The organism is Pseudorhizobium tarimense, from assembly GCF_022968135.1.
In the GTDB taxonomy this organism is placed as follows: Bacteria; Pseudomonadota; Alphaproteobacteria; order Rhizobiales; family Rhizobiaceae; genus Neorhizobium; species Neorhizobium tarimense.
Genome location: NZ_JALJRA010000003.1, coordinates 200,470 through 218,514 on the forward strand (window position 1 = coordinate 200,470; position 18,045 = coordinate 218,514).

General features: G+C 62.0%; 22 protein-coding genes. 9 read left to right on the forward strand and 13 right to left on the reverse strand.

Annotation, left to right across the window (positions count from 1 at the left end; translation table 11 throughout):
- Positions 1-135: 135 nt before the first annotated feature.
- From MUU54_RS04910 to purC, 5 genes are read right to left on the reverse strand one after another with little or no spacing between them, the layout of a single operon-like run.
- Entirely contained in the window at positions 136-528 is a 393-nt protein-coding gene (locus MUU54_RS04910; RefSeq protein ID WP_376742053.1) for a hypothetical protein, read from the reverse strand.
- 54 nt (positions 529-582) lie between these two features.
- Complete coding sequence (purQ, locus tag MUU54_RS04915) at positions 583-1,254, reverse strand: phosphoribosylformylglycinamidine synthase subunit PurQ (protein WP_247242916.1); 672 nt, start codon at positions 1,252-1,254, stop codon at positions 583-585.
- On the reverse strand, positions 1,251-1,508 hold the full coding sequence (locus MUU54_RS04920) for a hypothetical protein (protein WP_247242917.1): 258 nt from the start codon (positions 1,506-1,508) through the stop codon (positions 1,251-1,253). The genes purQ and MUU54_RS04920 overlap by 4 nt, the downstream gene beginning before the upstream one ends.
- Before the next feature lie 18 nt (positions 1,509-1,526).
- Positions 1,527-1,769, reverse strand: coding sequence for a phosphoribosylformylglycinamidine synthase subunit PurS (purS, locus tag MUU54_RS04925; protein ID WP_247242918.1), 243 nt, complete (start codon positions 1,767-1,769; stop codon positions 1,527-1,529).
- Positions 1,770-1,789: 20 nt separating this feature from the next.
- Positions 1,790-2,554, reverse strand: a complete 765-nt coding sequence (gene purC / locus MUU54_RS04930) for a phosphoribosylaminoimidazolesuccinocarboxamide synthase (protein ID WP_247242919.1) — start codon at positions 2,552-2,554, stop codon at positions 1,790-1,792.
- Positions 2,555-2,885: 331 nt separating this feature from the next.
- Between purC and MUU54_RS04935 the strand changes: the two genes are divergently transcribed.
- Entirely contained in the window at positions 2,886-3,197 is a 312-nt protein-coding gene (locus MUU54_RS04935; protein WP_247243013.1) for a DUF1476 domain-containing protein, read from the forward strand.
- 118 nt (positions 3,198-3,315) lie between these two features.
- On the opposite strand, the gene MUU54_RS04940 is transcribed toward MUU54_RS04935, so the two are convergent.
- The gene (locus MUU54_RS04940) at positions 3,316-3,870 is read right to left on the reverse strand and encodes an RBBP9/YdeN family alpha/beta hydrolase (protein WP_247242920.1); all 555 of its coding nucleotides are present in this window, start codon (positions 3,868-3,870) and stop codon (positions 3,316-3,318) included.
- Positions 3,871-4,107: 237 nt separating this feature from the next.
- Between MUU54_RS04940 and MUU54_RS04945 the strand changes: the two genes are divergently transcribed.
- Positions 4,108-4,911, forward strand: a complete 804-nt coding sequence (locus MUU54_RS04945) for a DUF2189 domain-containing protein (protein ID WP_247242921.1) — start codon at positions 4,108-4,110, stop codon at positions 4,909-4,911.
- A gap of 59 nt (positions 4,912-4,970) precedes the next feature.
- Here the strand turns inward: MUU54_RS04945 and purB are convergent, their stop codons facing one another.
- From purB to MUU54_RS04960, 3 genes are all read right to left on the reverse strand, one after another.
- On the reverse strand, positions 4,971-6,272 hold the full coding sequence (gene purB / locus MUU54_RS04950; RefSeq protein WP_247242922.1) for an adenylosuccinate lyase: 1,302 nt from the start codon (positions 6,270-6,272) through the stop codon (positions 4,971-4,973).
- Between the two features lie 61 nt (positions 6,273-6,333).
- A complete protein-coding gene (gene rpe, locus MUU54_RS04955) occupies positions 6,334-7,020 on the reverse strand; it encodes a ribulose-phosphate 3-epimerase (protein WP_247242923.1) in 687 nt (228 codons plus the stop codon).
- Positions 7,021-7,076: 56 nt separating this feature from the next.
- Positions 7,077-8,153, reverse strand: coding sequence for a branched-chain amino acid ABC transporter substrate-binding protein (locus MUU54_RS04960; protein ID WP_247242924.1), 1,077 nt, complete (start codon positions 8,151-8,153; stop codon positions 7,077-7,079).
- Between the two features lie 170 nt (positions 8,154-8,323).
- On the opposite strand from MUU54_RS04960, the gene MUU54_RS04965 reads away from it, so the two are divergent.
- The 7 genes from MUU54_RS04965 to MUU54_RS04995 are packed head-to-tail and all read left to right on the forward strand — an operon-like array spanning position 8,324 to position 14,010.
- Positions 8,324-8,818, forward strand: coding sequence for a flavin reductase (locus tag MUU54_RS04965; RefSeq protein WP_247242925.1), 495 nt, complete (start codon positions 8,324-8,326; stop codon positions 8,816-8,818).
- A 19-nt stretch (positions 8,819-8,837) separates the two neighbouring features.
- Complete coding sequence (locus MUU54_RS04970; protein WP_247242926.1) at positions 8,838-9,767, forward strand: AAA family ATPase; 930 nt, start codon at positions 8,838-8,840, stop codon at positions 9,765-9,767.
- 3 nt (positions 9,768-9,770) lie between these two features.
- Positions 9,771-11,030, forward strand: a complete 1,260-nt coding sequence (locus tag MUU54_RS04975; RefSeq protein WP_247242927.1) for a vWA domain-containing protein — start codon at positions 9,771-9,773, stop codon at positions 11,028-11,030.
- Positions 11,027-11,353: an XdhC family protein gene (locus MUU54_RS04980; RefSeq protein WP_247242928.1), complete on the forward strand. Its 327-nt coding sequence runs from the start codon at positions 11,027-11,029 to the stop codon at positions 11,351-11,353. The genes MUU54_RS04975 and MUU54_RS04980 overlap by 4 nt, the downstream gene beginning before the upstream one ends.
- Complete coding sequence (locus MUU54_RS04985; RefSeq protein ID WP_247242929.1) at positions 11,353-12,048, forward strand: XdhC family protein; 696 nt, start codon at positions 11,353-11,355, stop codon at positions 12,046-12,048. Before MUU54_RS04980 ends, MUU54_RS04985 begins: the two co-directional genes overlap by 1 nt.
- Positions 12,049-12,050: 2 nt before the next feature.
- Entirely contained in the window at positions 12,051-13,685 is a 1,635-nt protein-coding gene (locus MUU54_RS04990) for an NTP transferase domain-containing protein (RefSeq protein WP_247242930.1), read from the forward strand.
- Positions 13,686-13,689: 4 nt separating this feature from the next.
- Positions 13,690-14,010, forward strand: a complete 321-nt coding sequence (locus MUU54_RS04995; RefSeq protein ID WP_247242931.1) for a TfoX/Sxy family protein — start codon at positions 13,690-13,692, stop codon at positions 14,008-14,010.
- 4 nt (positions 14,011-14,014) lie between these two features.
- Here the strand turns inward: MUU54_RS04995 and MUU54_RS05000 are convergent, their stop codons facing one another.
- From MUU54_RS05000 to bcp, 4 genes are all read right to left on the reverse strand, one after another.
- Positions 14,015-14,434 (reverse strand): NUDIX domain-containing protein, encoded by a 420-nt coding sequence (locus tag MUU54_RS05000; RefSeq protein WP_376742047.1) that lies wholly within the window; start codon positions 14,432-14,434, stop codon positions 14,015-14,017.
- Between the two features lie 7 nt (positions 14,435-14,441).
- A complete protein-coding gene (locus MUU54_RS05005; RefSeq protein ID WP_247242932.1) occupies positions 14,442-15,944 on the reverse strand; it encodes a DEAD/DEAH box helicase in 1,503 nt (500 codons plus the stop codon).
- A 176-nt stretch (positions 15,945-16,120) separates the two neighbouring features.
- Complete coding sequence (locus tag MUU54_RS05010) at positions 16,121-17,395, reverse strand: M23 family metallopeptidase (RefSeq protein ID WP_247242933.1); 1,275 nt, start codon at positions 17,393-17,395, stop codon at positions 16,121-16,123.
- Between the two features lie 111 nt (positions 17,396-17,506).
- Positions 17,507-17,971, reverse strand: a complete 465-nt coding sequence (bcp, locus tag MUU54_RS05015; protein WP_247242934.1) for a thioredoxin-dependent thiol peroxidase — start codon at positions 17,969-17,971, stop codon at positions 17,507-17,509.
- Between the last annotated feature and the right edge of the window lie 74 nt (positions 17,972-18,045).

Below are 18,045 nucleotides of genomic sequence, written 5' to 3' on the forward strand. Positions count from 1 at the left end.
AATCCCGCCGCACTGTCATCACAAATCCGCCCGAACCTAGGCTTGTCCTGCTGATTCACGCAACCGGAAAGAAGCAGGCACCATGGTGCCCGCTCATCTACAACTAACGGAGTGACATTTAAGCGACGTGGCGCTTCAGCAGCCGGAACGACCGGCGGCCCATCTCTGCACATCACGCCTAATGCGTTCGCCTGTCGCGCCGTCTATCAGCGGACCGAACGCATCCAGGCGGGCAGGCGACCCTTCGGCCTGGACCACCAGAGCGGGGAGGGCTTCGGGCTTGTGGCGCGGCACGGCGAGGATCCGCGGACGTCCGGAGAAAGAGTTGAGTTCCGGTGCAAGCCGGTAATCCGCAAATGCCTTGTCACCGGATTTGAACCAGCAGGTATTCGCGTTCAAAGCCACCCGCTCCATGGTCGGAAGTGCTGCGCGGTCCACCGTTGATGCCGCTTGCTTTCCAGCTTGGCAGCCGGAGAGAAGCGCCAGCGCAGTCAGAGCCGCGGCAGCGCCGCATCGCGATGAAGACAGCATTATAGTGTTCCAGGGTTAGCGAGCGTTGAGCGACCGGAATGGGGCCAGACGTCAGGCAGCAACGAGATCCAGCGCCGATGCAAAAATGCCGCGGCCATCCGTCCCGCCGTGAGCGGCCTCGATGAGATTTTCCGGATGCGGCATCATGCCAAGAACATTGCCCTTGGCGTTGATGACGCCGGCTATGTCGCTCAGCGAGCCGTTAGGATTGGTGCCAGCGGCGTAGCGGAACACGATCTGCCGGTTGTCTTCCATCGACTTAAGCGTCTCGTCGTCGACGAAATAATTGCCGTCGTGATGGGCGACCGGGCTACGGATGACTTCGCCCGCGATATAGGAGCGGGTGAAGGCCGTATCGGCATTCACGACCTCCAGCAGAACTTCCTTGCAGACGAAGCGCAGCGATGTGTTGCGCATCAGCGCTCCGGGAAGAAGTCCAGCCTCCACAAGTATCTGAAAGCCGTTGCAGACGCCGAGCACCTTGACGCCCTGTTCAGCCTTGTGCCGGATGGCATCCATTACCGGCATCCGGGCGGCAATGGCGCCGCAGCGGAGATAATCGCCGTAGGAGAAACCGCCAGGGATGACGATCAAGTCAACATCCGGGATCTCGGTTTCCGTCTGCCAGACGGTCACCGGCGCGTGGCCGGAAATCTTAGTGAGGGCATCGACCATATCGCGGTCACGATTGAGGCCGGGAAGCTGAACGACTGCGGAATTCATGGGTGTGGCTCAAACCTTGCTTGCGCTTCCTGAAGCTCGCGGAGCTCAAGACGGGTTTCGATTCGGTCAAGACGCTGATCCACGCGATCAAGTCGCGTGTAGATCTGGTGGGTGTCCATCTGCATTGCGGCGACGCTGCCGCGAAGGCTGCTTAGCTCAGGCTTGGTGTTCGTCACGTCGAACTTCAGTGAGGCGATGTCGCTCTGCATCTTTCTCACAAGCTCGTTCATCAGTTCGTTCGTGACTTCGGTCACTGCAACTCTCCAAGACCCTCATTCGAAGGCGATAGTATAATTCTCGATCACCGTGTTCGCCAGAAGCTTCTCGCACATGGCCTTGATATCGGCTTCCGCCTTGGAGCGGTCGCGTTCCTCGATCTCGAGGTCGAAGACCTTGCCCTGGCGGACGTGGCCAACACCTTCGAAGCCGAGGCTGGAGAGTGCCCCCTTGATGGCCTTCCCCTGAGGATCGAGAACGCCGTTCTTCAGCGTCACCGTTACCCGTGCCTTAATCACTCTTCGCGTCCCCTGTTCTCTTACTTCACCAGAACCGGGCCGGTGCCGCGGATCGGTTCGTTTTCGTTGATGATCCCGAGCCGGCGCGCAACTTCGGAATAGGCTTCGACCAGTCCACCCATGTCGCGGCGGAAGCGGTCCTTGTCCATTTTTTCCTTCGTCTCGATGTCCCAGAGACGGCAGCTGTCCGGCGAGATCTCGTCCGCCAGGATGATGCGCATCATGTCTCCTTCATAGAGGCGACCGCATTCGATCTTGAAGTCGACGAGCTGGATGCCGACGCCGAGGAAGAGCCCAGAGAGGAAGTCGTTGACGCGGATGGCGAGCGCCATGATGTCGTCGAGCTCAGCCGGATTTGCCCAGCCGAAGGCCGTGATGTGTTCTTCGGACACCATCGGATCGTTGAGCTGGTCTGACTTGTAGTAGAACTCGATTATGGAGCGAGGAAGCACGGTGCCTTCCTCTATTCCGAGACGGGTCGACAGCGAGCCGGCGGCGACGTTGCGCACGACCACTTCCAGCGGAATCATCTCGACTTCGCGGATCAGTTGCTCGCGCATGTTGAGGCGGCGGATGAAGTGGGTCGGGATGCCAATCTTGTTCAGGTGCGTGAAGACGTATTCGGAGATACGGTTGTTCAGCACGCCCTTGCCGTCGATGATGTCATGCTTCTTCTTGTTGAAGGCCGTGGCATCGTCCTTGAAGAACTGGATGAGAGTGCCAGGCTCGGGGCCTTCATACAGGATCTTTGCCTTGCCTTCGAAAATACGGCGGCGACGGTTCATGTTAAGATGTCTCGTTGTTGGCGCCGGATTGGCGCAGTGGAATATTCGCTTGTGCGGTCCCTTAAAGGAAAAGAACAAATTTCACAATGACGGCGCGTCTGCTCGTTGCGAGTGCCCGGCGCGGAATCACTCGGGGCGATCATACAAGAATGCAGACCAAGCAGTGGCCCGGAATCGGCGGCTGCCGCCGCCGCTAAAGCTTTCTGATAGGCTGCGATTGCGTCACCATTTCGGCGGTCGCCGATAGTCTACTCACGAGTTGATGTAGCGCATTGCATCTTCCCCGCTGTTTTGATTTATGATCGCTCCATAACCGATAGCGGGAGTTCAGATAATGACCAGCATGAGCGATCGCGAGCGAGCTTTCGAAAATAAGTATGCGCTCGACGAGGAACAGAAGTTCAAGGCGCTCGTCCGTCGCAACAAGGCCCTGGGCCGGTGGGCCGCGGAGTTGCTTGGACGCGATCCGGAAGCCTATGCCGCGGAGGTGGTCGAGGCAGACTTTCAGGAGGCCGGGGACGAGGATGTGTTCCGGAAGCTGCGCGGCGATCTCGATGCAGGTGGCGTTTCTGTTTCCGACGAAGAAATCCGCCAGAAGATGTTCGCCTATCTGCAGGATGCGGTTGCCGAACTCGCCCGATAGAAGTTCTAAGTTGGAGTAGAGAAGCCCGCGTCATTGAACTGCCCCCCGAAAGTTGGACATCAACCTTCGGAGGTTTTGCATCGGCGCGGACTTTTTCCGTCATTCCGCCCATTGAGCGTCAAGGCTGGAGCCGGGCGAGGAACTGGGCAAAGACCATCGTTCCTTCCGGCCAGGGGCTGAACCCGGCCTCGGCGTTGATGTGTCCCGCCTCGCCGGCATCGATCAGGAGCGAGCCCCAGGCATTGGCAATGTCGTCGGCGTGCTCGAACGAGCCGAAGGGGTCGTTGCGGCTGGCAATTGTCAGCGTCGGGAAGGGCAGCGGATCGCGCGGATAGGGGCCGAAGCTCATCAGGTGGCGGGGCCTGATTGCAGGATTGTCCACTTCCGGAGGCGCAACGAAAAAGGCGCCGGCGATCTTCTTCTCGAAGAGCGGGATAGCGTGGATTGCGGAGGGAATGCCGAGCGAATGGGCGACCAGCACGACTGGGCGCGCGGCGGCATTCACCTCTTCCGCAACACGCGCCACCCAGTCTTCCCGCACCGGCTTCGACCATTCGGCCTGCTCGACGCGCCGTGCAGAGGAGAGCCTCGCTTCCCACCGGCTCTGCCAGTGGTCGGGTCCAGAATTGGTGTAACCTGGGATGATGAGAATGTCGGCTTCGGACGCTTTCATAGCCGCGATTTCGGAAATCGGGCTCGCGAAGTCAAGGAGAACGCGACAGGGACGGCATAATTTGATAAACTTCAAGGAAGGTTGGTGAGGCCCTAGGACGCTGCCTTATCCCGGCCGTCGAGCCCCACCGCCTCAGCCAGATGACACCATGTGCCATGCGGCTTCGCCGCCGCTGCAATGCCGGCTCTGTTTCTTTTGCGTCGACTCGTTGCAGCCTGCCGATGAGGAGAGAGTGCAATGGCAGGATTCCACGTCATGGCGGGAGGAGAAGGCGTTCTCGTCCGCCCCAATATTCGCAGGATCGAAATCTCGGATGTGTTCGAGGCCTTGCAGCTCGGTCTTTCCGACTTCAACCGGAAGCCGTCGCATTACGCCTTCCTGGGGCTGATCTATCCACTGGTCGGCGTGATCCTGGCGATCTGGAGCACCGGCGCGAACCTGTTGCCGCTTCTCTATCCCTTAGCGTCCGGCTTCGCGCTTCTCGGCCCCCTAGCAGCGCTCGGGCTTTACGAGGTCAGTCGCAGGCAGGAGCGGGGAGAGGATACGTCCTGGCGCCATGCGCTCAACGTTTTCCGGTCCCCGGCGCTGCCCTCGATCGTGGCGGCAGGCGCCCTTCTGTTTGCGCTCTTCATCGCCTGGCTGCTCACGGCCCAGGCCATCTATGCCTATCACTTGGGTGAGACGGAGCCAGGCTCGATCTCGTCATTCCTGTCGGGCCTCCTCACCACGGAAGCGGGCGGGCAGGTCATCCTCTGGGGCAACCTCGCCGGCTTCTTCTTCGCCGTCGTCGTGCTTGCCACCACGGTGGTTACCTTCCCGCTACTGCTCGATCGCGATGTCGGTGCAGCGGCCGCGGTGGATGCCAGCATCCGCGCGACAATCGCCAATCCCATCCCAGTCGGGCTGTGGGGTGTGATCGTCGCCGCGCTGCTCTTCGTCGGCAGTATTCCGCTGTTCGCGGGTCTGGTTGTGGTCATGCCGATCCTCGGCCACGCCACCTGGCATCTCTACCGCAAGCTCATCCCGCCGCGGGTCGTATAGCGAGAATCGAAAGCGCCGTCGGATGTCCGGCGGCCCTTTGATTGTCCTGCAGTCTCGCTTCAGCCGAAGACGCGCTTGAAGATCGTGTCGACGTGCTTGGTATGATAGGCAAGGTCAAACTTCTCGCGGATGTCTTCCTCGGAGAGCGCTGTACGGACTTCTTCATCAGCCAGCAGTTCCTCAAGGAAATCCTTGCCCTGTTCCCAGACCTTCATCGCGTTGCGCTGGACAAGGCGATACGCATCTTCGCGTGAAACGCCGGCCTGGGTCAGCGCCAGAAGAACGCGCTGGCTGTGAACAAGGCCGCGGAACTTGTTCATGTTGTTCATCATGTTTTCCGGGTAGACCAGCAGCTTGTCGACGACGCTGGTGAGGCGCGCGAGCGCGAAGTCGAGCGTCACGGTCGCATCCGGGCCGATCATGCGTTCCACGGAGGAATGCGAGATGTCCCGCTCGTGCCACAGCGCCACATTCTCCATGGCCGGCATGGCGAAAGAGCGGACCATGCGCGCAAGCCCCGTCAGATTTTCGGTCAGCACCGGATTGCGCTTGTGCGGCATCGCCGAGGAGCCCTTCTGGCCGGGCGAGAAGTATTCCTCCGCTTCCAGCACTTCCGTCCGCTGTAGGTGACGGATTTCCGTCGCCAGGCGCTCGATCGATGAGGCGATGACGGCAAGCGTTGCGAAATACATGGCATGCCGGTCGCGCGGGATGACCTGCGTCGACACCGGCTCCGGCTTCAGGCCCATCGCTGCGGCGACATGCTCTTCGACGCGCGGATCGATATTCGCAAACGTGCCGACCGCTCCGGAAATGGCGCAGGTGGCAATTTCTTCGCGAGCGGCCATCAGGCGCGTCTTGTTGCGGTCGAACTCCGCATGGGCCTGGGCGAGCTTCACGCCGAAGGTCGTCGGCTCGGCATGGATGCCATGGCTGCGGCCGATGGTAACCGTATCCTTGTGCTCAAAGGCGCGGCGCTTCAGGGCCTCAAGGAGTTTGTCCATATCGGCAAGCAGGAGGTCGGTTGCCCGTACGAGCTGCACGTTGAAGCAGGTATCGAGCACGTCCGACGAGGTCATGCCCTGGTGGATAAAGCGGCTGTCGGGACCGACGTATTCCGCCAGATGAGTGAGAAAGGCGATAACGTCATGCTTGGTGACGGCTTCGATCTCATCGATACGCTCGACGTTGAATTCTGCTGAGCCACCCTTTTCCCAGATCGTCTCTGCAGCCGATTTCGGGATTACGCCGATGGCGGCAAGCGCATCGCAGGCATGCGCCTCTATCTCGAACCAGATTCGGTACTTGGTTTCCGGCGACCAGATTGAAACCATCTCTGGCCGCGAATAACGGGGGATCATGGGCGGAGCCTTCCATCGATACAAGGAGTTGGGGCCGCTTTAACAAGAAGCGGCAAAAAGCTCAATCACGGCTGCCTGCGGATCGGGTCGCAGCATCGCGAAGCCCGTCGATGCGCCCGCGATAGCTCTCGACGCTGTTGCCCTGGAAGATGGCGGAGCCCGCGACGAACACGTTGGCACCCGCCGCGGTGGCCGCGCCGATCGTCTCGGGCGTGATGCCGCCGTCGACCTCAAGCTCGATCGGCCGCGGGCCGATCATGGCCTTGGCGGTCCCGATCTTCTCGACCATGGCCGGGATGAACTTCTGACCGCCAAAGCCGGGGTTGACGCTCATGATCAGGATCAGGTCGATGTCGTCGAGGACATTCTCGATCACGGATAGCGGTGTTGCGGGATTGAGGGTGACACCCACCTTTTTGCCGAGGGTGCGGATCGTCTGCAGCGAGCGATGCAGATGCGGTCCCGATTCCGCATGCACGGTGATCCCGTCGCAGCCGGCCTTAGCGAAGGCTTCGAGATAGGGATCGGCCGGCGTGATCATCAGATGACAATCGAAGAAGGCGGAGGTGTGCGGACGCAACGCCTTGATGACGTCCGGACCATAGGAGATGTTGGGAACGAAATGGCCATCCATGACGTCGAGGTGGATCCAGTCCGCACCGGCCTCCGTCACGTCTTTCGCCTCCTGCCCGAGCTTGGCAAAATCGGCGGCAAGGATGGAGGGGGCAATACGGATGGGCAGCGTCATGATGGTTCTTCTCCGGCGTTATCGGCGCCTGTAGCACCCTGAGGCCACCGGAACAATCAGTCCGTCGGAACTTCCACCGGGACAAAGCGCCCGTCCCGCCACTCCTGCAGCCTCAGCGGGTTCTGCGCCAGCTCGTGGTCGTCACCGAAGGAGAGAGGACCGATGACCGTTTCGAAAGTCATCGATTGCAGCTCCTCCGACAACGGCTGCGACGCACTGGCGGCGGCCGCCTGACTTACCACCTGAACCGCGGCATAGGCCGGAATGGTGTAGCCCTCCGGCTCCACGTTGTTCGAACGGAACTGGGCCGCGGCTGCCGAGGCCGACGGAAGGTCGGCATAATCAGGGATGGCGACGGCCATCACGCCCTCCTGAAGCGGGACCGGCCGATCGGCGGCGCGCAAGGTATCGCCACCCATGATCAGGAGCGGGACGTTTTCACTGGCAGCGTCACGGGCGATGACCGACACGTCGTTGCGGTCTCCGCCGACGAAGACGCGCGTCGCCGCGCCGGCCTTGGCCAGGCGACGAACAAGCGCCAGCTGCTGTTCCTGGCCCGGCCTGTAAGTGTCGACGAACACCGGTGTCAGCCCGTTCTCCTCGATTTGGCGGCGAACGGCGCTGAGCAATTCGCGCCCGTAGATGGTCCCGTCCTCGATGAGGGCAACCGGCTCTGCCTTCCATCGCTGCAGGATGACTTCGCTGATCCGCTCTGCCTCGTCGCCCTCGTTCGGCGCCAGGCGGAAAAGGGGCCAATCTTCCCGCAGCGCGTCTTCCATCAGAATTTCGGAGCGAACCGAGAGGGTGATGGCGGGAATGGCGGCCGTCGAAAGTTGTGGGAGGGCTATGGACAACGTCTCGCTGCAGAGGAAGCCAATGGCGGCAACCGCCTGCGCTTCGATCAGCTGATCGGCGGCCGAGGGGCTTGCTTGGTCATCGCAGACTTCGTTGATCTCGACCAGCGTATCGCCGGTCTCTTCAGCCGCAGCGCGGGCGCCGGCGAGAACCTGCGCGCCGAGAAGTGCATAGGATCCGGAAGTCGGGGCGACGACGCCGATGGTTGCCGACGTCGCGGGACCGGCGGCCAGACCGGAGAGGGCAAGCATCGTTGCAAGGAGCCAGGGTCGCATCATCTTTTCCGCCTTTGTGCCGTGTGTCCACATTTAGCCTGCTCACCGCGGGCGTCAAAGAGAATCGGCCCCGTTCTCACCGATCCGAAAACGGCTGCGGGGCGTAGACAAGCCAAGCCGGCCTCTCCATATGCCGAGGTGAGGCAAGAAACCGGCGTCCCACGGAGATGCATTTGACGCAAGAGCAGCAGGTCGACCCCGTCGCATATCGCAACGGGATGGCGCGTTACGCAGGTCACGTGCAGGTGGTGACAACGGAGCATGAGGGGTTCAGACGAGGGTTGACCGTGACGGCTGCCTGCTCGGTCTCCGACGACCCGCCGAGCCTGCTCGTCTGCCTGAACCGCAGTAACCCGAACAACGAGATCTTCCTGAAGAGCGGCTGCTTTGCCTTGAATTCGCTGGCCGCCGGACACCAGTCACTGGCAGGTGACTTTGCCGGTTTCGGAGAGGTTACGGGCGCGGAGCGCTTTTCCCGTGCCTCCTGGACAACCTTGTCCACCGGCGCACCGGTCCTCTCGGATGCTCTGATCTCGTTCGACTGCCGGATTACGGACATCAAGCCCGTCTCGACCCACTTCGTGGTGTTCGGTGAGGTGGTTGGGCTCCACTTCGGACCACAGAGCGAAGCGCTCATCTATCTGGACCGAAAGTTCCGCGCGCTCTAGAGTGGCCACAGGAGGCGCCATGACGGATGACAGCGCAACAGCGGTCCCCTCGTCGATCGACGAAACCGCCGCTCTTCTGGAGCGCGAGGACTATCTTGCCGATCGGCGGCTGGCGACGGTGGTGTTCCTCGCCTTGAAGATGAAACGGCCGCTGTTTCTCGAGGGGGAAGCCGGCGTCGGCAAAACGGAAGTGGCCAAGACGCTGGCGAAGGCCTTGAACCGGCCTCTGATCCGGCTGCAGTGTTACGAGGGCCTCGATGTCTCCTCCGCCGTCTACGAGTGGAACTATCCCGCGCAGATGCTGGAGATCCGGCTGCTGGAAGCGAGCGGCGTGCGTGACCGGGAGCGGCTGGAGACGGATATTTTCGCGGAAAGACACCTGATCCGTCGCCCGGTACTGCAGGCGCTCGGCCAGGCGGGGATGGCTGCTCCGGTCTTCCTCATCGACGAACTCGACCGCACCGATGAAGCCTTCGAAGCCTTCCTGCTTGAGGTTCTCTCAGACTTCCAGGTGACGATCCCCGAACTGGGGACCATAAAGGCTGCCGAACCGCCGATCGTCATCATCACCACGAACCGGACGCGCGAGATCCATGATGCGCTGAAACGGCGCTGTCTCTACCACTGGGTGGATTATCCAGACGCCGAGCAGGAACTGGACATCGTCCGCCGCAAGGTGCCAGGATGCAGCGAACGGCTTGCGGCGCAGGTGGTTTCCTATGTCCAGAAGCTGCGTGGCCTCGACCTCTTCAAGAACCCGGGTGTGGCCGAAACGATCGACTGGGCGACCGCTTTGACGGAGCTGGATCGGATCGCGCTGGACCCCGAGACGATCGCGGATACGCTATGCACCCTGCTCAAGTACCAGGACGACATCGCGCGCGTTCAGGGCGGCGAGGGAGAGCGACTGCTTTCCGAGGTGAAGGCGGAACTGCTGGCCGCGGGATAGGCGATGCAGCAAGCTGATCAAAAGGAAGAAAGCGAAATCCCGTCGTCACTGAACGTGGATGGGCGGCTAGCTGATAACCTCGTGCACTTCTCCCGGGTGCTTCGCCGCGCCGGCATCCGGACCGGTCCCGGCGCCAGTGCCGATGCCATCAATGCAATCGAGGCGATCGGCATCGGATCGCGTGCCGAGTTCCATGCCGCCCTCTCGGCGGTTTTCCTGCAGCGGCACGAGGACCAGCCAGTCTTCGACGAAGCTTTCGACCTTTTTTGGCGCTCTTGCGACCTGGTCGGCAAGATGATCGCGCTGACGTCGCCCAAGGCTGCCGACCACCGCAAGCCCGAGAAGCCGCGGGCGGGCCACAACAGGGTTTCAGAGGCTTTGACGGCGGACCGGCAGCCTCCGGAACGGAAGCAGGAGCCGCCGACTGTGGATGTGGACGCGACGCTCACGGCATCGCAGCGGGAGCTGGTCAAGCGCCTGGACTTCGCCCAGATGAGTGCGGCGGAGCTTGCGCTTGCTCGGCGGGAGATCGCGCGCCTCGCGCTGCCGCTCGATCGAACGCTCACGCGGCGCTGGCAGCCTGCCGCTGCTTGCGGCCGCATCGATCCGCGGGCAACGATGCGCGAAGCGATGCGCAGTGGCGGCGATCTGATGCTGCCGCATTTTCGCAAGCGGCGCCACGCACCGCCGCCCTTAGTGGTGCTCGCCGATATCTCGGGTTCGATGAGCCAGTATTCGCGCGTCTTCCTTCACTTCCTCCATGCACTGACCGAGAAACGGACACGGGTGCAGACCTTCCTGTTCGGGACACGACTGACGAACGTGACGCGGCAGATGCGGCGGCGCGATCCAGACGAGGCCATCGCTGCCTGTTCCGATGCCGTCGCCGATTGGTCGGGGGGCACACGGATCGGTGCCGCGCTGGCGGACTTCAACCGCCTCTGGGGGCGGCGCGTCCTTGGGCAGGGAGCGATCGTCCTGCTGATCACGGACGGTCTGGAGCGGGAAGGGGTGGAGGAACTGGAAAAGCAGATGGATCGCCTGCACCGGTCGTGCCGTCGCCTGGTCTGGCTCAATCCTCTTCTGCGATTCGAGGGATTTGAGCCGCGTGCCCGAGGTGTGCGGGCTATGCTGCCGCATGTCGACGAACTTCGTTCGGTCCACAATCTGCAATCGGTGGCGGACCTTGCTTCGGCGCTCTCCGATCATACATCTTCGCAAGGCGATCCTCGCCGCTTTCTTTCAAGGAGTTCGGCCGCATGAGCGATCTCGATCCGCTGGACCCTCTGCTGATCGCCGAAGACTGGCGCTCCCATGGACGCTTTGTCGCGATCGCAACGGTCATAGACACCTGGGGCTCGGCGCCGCGTGCTGCGGGCTCCCATCTCGTGATCGACCACGACGGAAACTTCGAAGGATCAGTTTCCGGAGGATGCGTCGAAGGCGCGGTGATCGCCGAGGCACAGGACGTGATTGCCACCGGTCACCCCAAGATGCTGGAGTTCGGCGTCGCCGACGAGACCGCCTGGCGCGTGGGGCTCTCCTGTGGCGGGACGATTCGTGTCTATGTCGAGAGACTCGGCTGATGGACCTCACGTCGCTGCGCGCTCTGAACATCGCGCGGAAGGGTCGGCACGCCGCCGTCGTCGTCACGGATCTCGATGCCGGGGGCGAACGCGTCATCCTGGAAGGGGAGACGGTGGCCGGAAATCTCGGCGATCACGTTGCTGAAGCTTTCCGCTCCGGCAAGGCGGCTGCCGTCGATGTCGCGGGACGCCATCTTTTCCTCAACGTCTACCTTCCGCCACCGCGGATCGTCGTCATCGGCGCGGTTCACATTAGCCAGGCGCTTGCGCGCATGGCACCGCTGGTGGGCTACGACCTCACCATCGTCGATCCTCGAACAGCCTTCGCCACGCCCGAACGATTCGCCGATGTGGATCTCGTTGCCGATTGGCCGGAGGATGTGCTCGGGCGGCGACCGCTCGACGCCTACACCGCGCTGGTAGCCGTCACGCACGACCCGAAGATCGACGACTTCCCGCTGATGGATGCGCTGCGCAGGAACTGCTTCTATGTGGGCGCGCTCGGCAGCCGCAAGACTCACGCCAAACGCGTTGAACGGCTGTGCGGGCAGGGCCTGGACGAATCAGCGACCGCACGCATCGCAGCACCTATCGGTCTCGACATCGGAGCGGCGACGCCGCAGGAGATCGCGGTTGCGATCCTCGCCCAGATCGTGCAGGCTTTCCGCCGGCGCGACACTGTCACCACGGCGTGACAATGCAGTTCGGGGAGGTCGACACTCATGATGCAAAAGGCTGCCTCCTGGTTCACAGCTTGCGTCTGCCGGGTGGACGCCTTTCCAAAGGCACCTTGCTGACGGAGGAGCATATCATCGCGCTGGCAGCAGAGGGTATCGACCGCGTCACGGTCGTGCGGCTGGCAGAGGACGACCTGCTGGAAGATGAGGCCGCAGCCGCAATCGCGGCTGCGGTGCCTCAGATAAACTTTTGCACGACAGAAGCGGCCACAGGCCGCGTGAACCTTCATGCAACCGCGGAGGGCCTGTTTGTCGCCGACCGCACGCTGGTTGATGCCTTGAACCGCCTGGATCCGGCAATCACCATTGCAACGCTTGCCGATCACGCCTCGGTGCGCAGCGGCGACATGGTCGCCACGGTAAAGATCATTCCGCTCGCTGTCCCGCAAGCCGCGGTCGTGCGGGCGGTCAGCCTTCTGAAGGAAGATATACCATTCCAGGTGAAGCCCTATCGGCGGCACAGAGTGCTGCTGATCGCCACCGAGCTCCCATCGCTCAAAGGCTCCGTCATGGACCGGACGGCAATGCTCCTGCAGCGCCGCCTTGATCCATCGGGAAGCAAGGTGACTGAGGAGGTGAGGATCCCGCACGACGAGCGTATGCTGACCGAGGCGTTGTGCCGCGGCATGGCGGCGGGAGAGCGGCCGGACCTGATCATAGTCTTCGGAGCGTCCGCGGTATCCGATCCACAGGATGTCATTCCTGCTGCAATACGGGCAGCCGGTGGTGACGTGGAGCATGTGGGCATGCCGGTGGATCCGGGCAATCTCCTGGTGCTGGGACGCCTGCAAGACATACCTGTCATCGGTGCGCCGGGTTGCGCTCGCTCACCCAAGGAAAACGGCTTTGACTGGGTTCTGAGCCGCATTCTTGCCGGAGAGAAGCCAACGGCGCAGGACATCACTGGGATGGGTGTGGGAGGATTGCTAATGGAAATTGCCAGTCGGCCGCAGCCCCGGGAAGCTTCCGCCGTCACGGAGGAAGCGCCTGCACGGGTGGGTGCTGTGCTGCTAGCAGCAGGCCAGGCGCGGCGCATGGGCCAGGGGGCGCCACACAAGCTGCTTGCGGAGTTCGAAGGCGTTCCGCTCGTCAGGCGAAGCGCGGAGATGCTGTGCCGTTCGCAGGCGCAGCCGGTCGTGGTGGTGACGGGTCACCGGCGCCACGAGATCGATACTGCGCTCTCCGGTCTCGACGTAACGTTGGTCTTCAACCCGGATTACGCCACCGGCCTCGGCGGCTCCCTTGCCACCGGATTTTCGTTGCCGCAAGTGGGCGAATGCCAGGGGGTGCTGGTCATGCTGGCCGACATGCCGCAAGTCACGGCGGACCATGTCGACCGCCTGATCGAGGCATTCCGCCAGACGGACGCCGCCTCCGTTGTCCGCGCCTCTCACAACGGCAAACGAGGCAACCCCATCATCCTGCCGCGGGCAACATATGAAGCGGTACGTCGATTGCAGGGTGATGTGGGCGCACGCGCGATAATCGAGAACTCCGGCCTGCCGATCATTGACGTGGAAATCGGTCCCGCCGCCCATCTTGACGTCGATACGCCCGACGCCGTCCAGGCCGCCGGCGGTGTTCTGAGGGGTTAGAGAAATGGACAACGCCGCCATCGAGGAGATGTTCGAGCCGCTCGGCCCCGTCTCCATCCGCCGTATGTTCGGGGGCAAGGGAATCTATCGCAACGGGCTGATCCTCGCCCTTGATGTCTATGGTGAGATCCTGCTCAAGGCTGATCCGGTCAGCGCGCCGCTCTTCGAGGTAGCGGGGGCAAGGCAGTGGGTCTATGAAAGCAAGAAAGGCAAGCCTGCCGCCATGCCCTACTGGAGCATTCCAGAGGAAGCGGTTGACGATCCGGATGTGATGAAGATCTGGTTGCAGCTGGCCTATGAGGCGGCGGTGCGGTCGCAGAAGTAAATGGTCAGCGTTGCTGCAACGCTGCCATCGCCTTGGCTGTGAAGACCGAAAGGGGCGCCGGCAGGGCCTCGGGCGAAAACCAGCCGAAGTCGGAGAGCTTGTCCGGCTCCGCAAGCCGCGGCTCTCCGGTGAAGTCATCCGTGACGTATATCAGCGACACCCAGTGCTGCCGGTCGGCAGGGATAATCTCTTCCGTGGCGCAGAGGAATTCGACATGTCCGATCCGCAATCCCGTCTCCTCCTCGGCCTCTCGGCGGGCGGCCTCGGCCGAGGTTTCCATGGCATCAACCTTGCCGCCGACAATGTTCCAGTGACCAGCTTCCGGCGCTTTAATACGTCGATACAGCAGAATTCTGCCATCGCCACGTCGGATCACGAGCCCACTGCCAACGCCAGGAAAATCGACGCCGGGCCTCATAGTCATGGAGAAATCAGGCCTTGCCGACGTTTGCCACGACGAGCATGAAGGCAGGGATGTCGTCGCCGAAGCCGACCGGGGTCGGGCCGTCGTCGTGATCGCGATGCCGGTTGCGGCGCTCACGGCGGTCGTCATTTGCCGGGTGCTGGCGATCACCGCGACCTGCAGGCTGCTGGCGGCGTTCAGACCGGCGCTGGGGAGCTGCCGTCACATTCTCTGCGGGTGCTTCCACCACGACCTCTTCCTGTGTCTCGTTATCGGCGACCGCTGCCGCCTTCGCCTGCGTCTCGTCGCGCTTGCCGCGGCTGCGGTCCCTGTCACGGCCACGAGCCTTGTTGCGGCCACGTTCGCCCGTGTCGTGGCTCTCCATCGGAGCAGGGAGAGCGGAAAGATCGCCGTTCAGCCACTCGATCTTTTGGCCGATCAGCTTCTCGATCGCATCCAGATATTTAGTGTCTGAACGTGTCACGAGCGTGAAAGCCTTGCCCGAGCGACCTGCGCGACCTGTACGGCCGATGCGGTGGACGTAGTCTTCCGCATGGATCGGAACGTCGAAGTTGAACACGTGGCTGACATCCGGGATGTCCAGACCGCGCGCCGCAACGTCGGACGCGACCAGAAGCGTGATGTTGTTGTCCTTGAAGTTCGCCAGCATGGTCGTGCGCGACCGCTGGTCCATGTCGCCATGCAGTGCGCCTACCGAAAAGCCGTGGCGATCGAGCGAACGGAAGAGATCTGCCACATCCTTCTTGCGATTGCAGAAGATGATGGCGTTCTTCAAGTCGTCCTGCTGCTTGATCAGGTCGCGAAGCACCGCCCGCTTCTCGTAGTCCTTGTTGTGGGACGCGACGAGCCGTTGCGTCACGGTCAGCGCAGTCGAGGAAGGCTTGGCAACCTCGATCCGCTCCGGGTTCTGCAGGAAGCGGTCGGCGAGCTTCTGGATTTCCGTCGGCATGGTGGCCGAGAAGAACAGCGTCTGCCGGGTGAACGGGATCATCTTGGCGATCCGCTCGATATCCGGTATGAAGCCCATGTCGAGCATGCGGTCTGCTTCGTCGATGACGAAGATCTCGACGCCGGTCATCAACAGCTTGCCGCGCTCGCAATGGTCGAGCAGTCGGCCTGGCGTGCAGATCAGGACGTCCGCGCCACGTTCTAGCTTGCGGTCCTGCTCATCGAAGGAAACGCCCCCGATCAGCAGCGCGATGTTTAGCTTGTGATTCTTGCCGTACTTCTCGAAGTTCTCCGCGACCTGTGCTGCAAGTTCGCGTGTCGGCTCCAGAATGAGCGTGCGCGGCATGCGAGCCCGGGCGCGTCCCTTTTCCAGGAGCGTCAGCATTGGCAGCACGAAGGAGGCTGTCTTGCCGGTTCCCGTCTGGGCGATGCCGCAGATGTCGCGGCGCTGAAGCGCAGGGGGAATGGCACCCGCCTGGATCGGCGTGGGTGTCGAGTAACCCGCGTCGGTGACAGCAGAGAGGACTTTCTGGCTCAGGCCAAGATCAGCAAAAGTTGTCAAAGGGAGATCTGTTTCCGTTCTGGTTCTTCATAGAACACGAGCGTCGGTCCGCTATGCGTGGCCAACAGTTGGCTGCCAGATAGTGGGAAACAGTTGGAAAGTCAAGGAAACGGCCTTGAGAACCGGGATTTGGTAAACATGGGCCCCATTATCGGGGCGCATCGGAAAGTTCTGCCTCAGTTGAGGTAGGTGTCGAGCTTCATCCCCGCGTTCAGGAAGTGAACCGGATTGACCGCGTTGCCGTTGCGGCGGACTTCATAGTGCACGTGCGGACCGGTGGAGCGCCCCGTCGATCCGGCGCGGCCGATCACCGCTCCCGCTTCCACCTCGTCACCCGCTGAAACGAGGATGCGCGAGAGGTGCCCGTAGCGGGTGGTAATGCCATGGCCGTGATCGATCTCGACCAGATTGCCGTAGCCGCCGGAGAAGCCGGCTATGATGACCTTGCCCGCACCAGTACTCATCACCTTCTCACCAGTCTGGGCTTGGAAGTCGATGCCGGCATGCAAAGCAAGCCTTCCAAGGAACGGATCGATCCGGTTGCCGTAGCGGCTGGTGACCGGCTGACCGGGCGCTGGGTTGCCGTAGGGGAGTGCCTTGGCTGTATCACGGATAGCTTCAAGGCGGCTGAGCGCCGCATCAAGCCCGCTCACAGACTCGTCGAAGGTGGAGCTTCCCGTTTCCGGCTCCACGAAGGGTCCGCCAAGGCCGTCCTCATCGTCGACGATCAAATCGACGTCCACGCCCGTCCGTTTCATGATCCCGGCGATCGCGTCCGCCTTTTCGGCAGCATCAAGGGTTAGGTTTGAAATCTTGCGGAGCTGCGCGCGCTCGATATCTTTGAGGGACGAAGTAACTTCCGAGACGAGTTTGTCTGCCCCGTCGGACATGCCGTTACGCAACGGCGCATAGGCGAGGTCAGTCGTGGCGGTGTCGCCGCCCTGCCGGCCGAGCAGGGCGCCAATGGCGCCGACCGACGTCCCCGTGTATGCTGCCTGCTGGCTTTGCACGGCCTGGGCATTGGTCTCCACAGTCGGCATCAGGCCCGATTCCTCCGCACGTTCGTAAAGTGGATCGAGCTTGCCGTGACGCGAGACGAGCGCCTGCTGCTGCTTGAGCAGCTTTACGACCTTCTGCTCCAGCGCCTGCTGGTCCACCAGTTGCCGCGAGGTAACCCGATCGAGTTGCTGGCGAAGGGCGGAGATCCGGTCCTCGTATTCATGCTGAAGTCTGGCCTGGCGTGAAATGGCGCCGCCGATCAGATCGTCGCGAACGAAAAGATAGGTTGTGGCAGCGAGGTAGCCGACCGAGAAGATCGAGACGATGCAGAAGCCGAGGGCGGCCATCCATGGCCGTATCGTCATGTGGCGAACCTTGTCGCCACAGGCGAGGATCACAATGTGTTCCGGCCGCTTGCGGCCGAACGATTTTGTTTCCGCCCCCTGAGCCACCCTTACTCCCCAGTACCCGATTCGCTGCGTCTTCGTTCGCGCGATTACATATGGTTAAGGTTAACGGAGGCTTTAGGCGCTGAGAGTTTCGGTGGAATTAGGTACCTCTGCTCAGCTTGCAACGGCCTGGAGAACCTCTTCGGCATGGCCGGCAACCTTCACCTTCGGCCAGACATGCCGCAGGTTCCCGTCGGGTCCGATGAGGAAGGTCGAGCGCTCGATGCCCATATAGGTGCGCCCGTACATGCTCTTCTCCTTCCAGACGCCATAGGCTGATGCCACGTGGTTGTCCTCGTCCGAGGCGAGGATGACCTTGAGTCCGTGCTTGGCGGCAAATTTCGTATGCTTCGCCACTGAGTCAGGAGACACGCCTATGATGGTTGCTCCAGCCGCCTCGAACTGCGGAAGGAGCTCCGTGAATGCCACGGCCTCGGTCGTGCAGCCGCTCGTGTCGTCCTTGGGGTAGAAGTAGAGGACCAGGGTCTTGCCGGCGAAAGCCTTCAACGTGACCGTTCCAAGTTCGGCTGCTGGAAGTTCGAAGTCTGGGGCGGGGTCGCCGGCTTTCAATTCTGTCATGGTTGTCCTTTCTTTCGCCAGTATCTTGGAGGATGAGCGCGCAAATCATGTATATTGATTGTGCCGGCCAACGG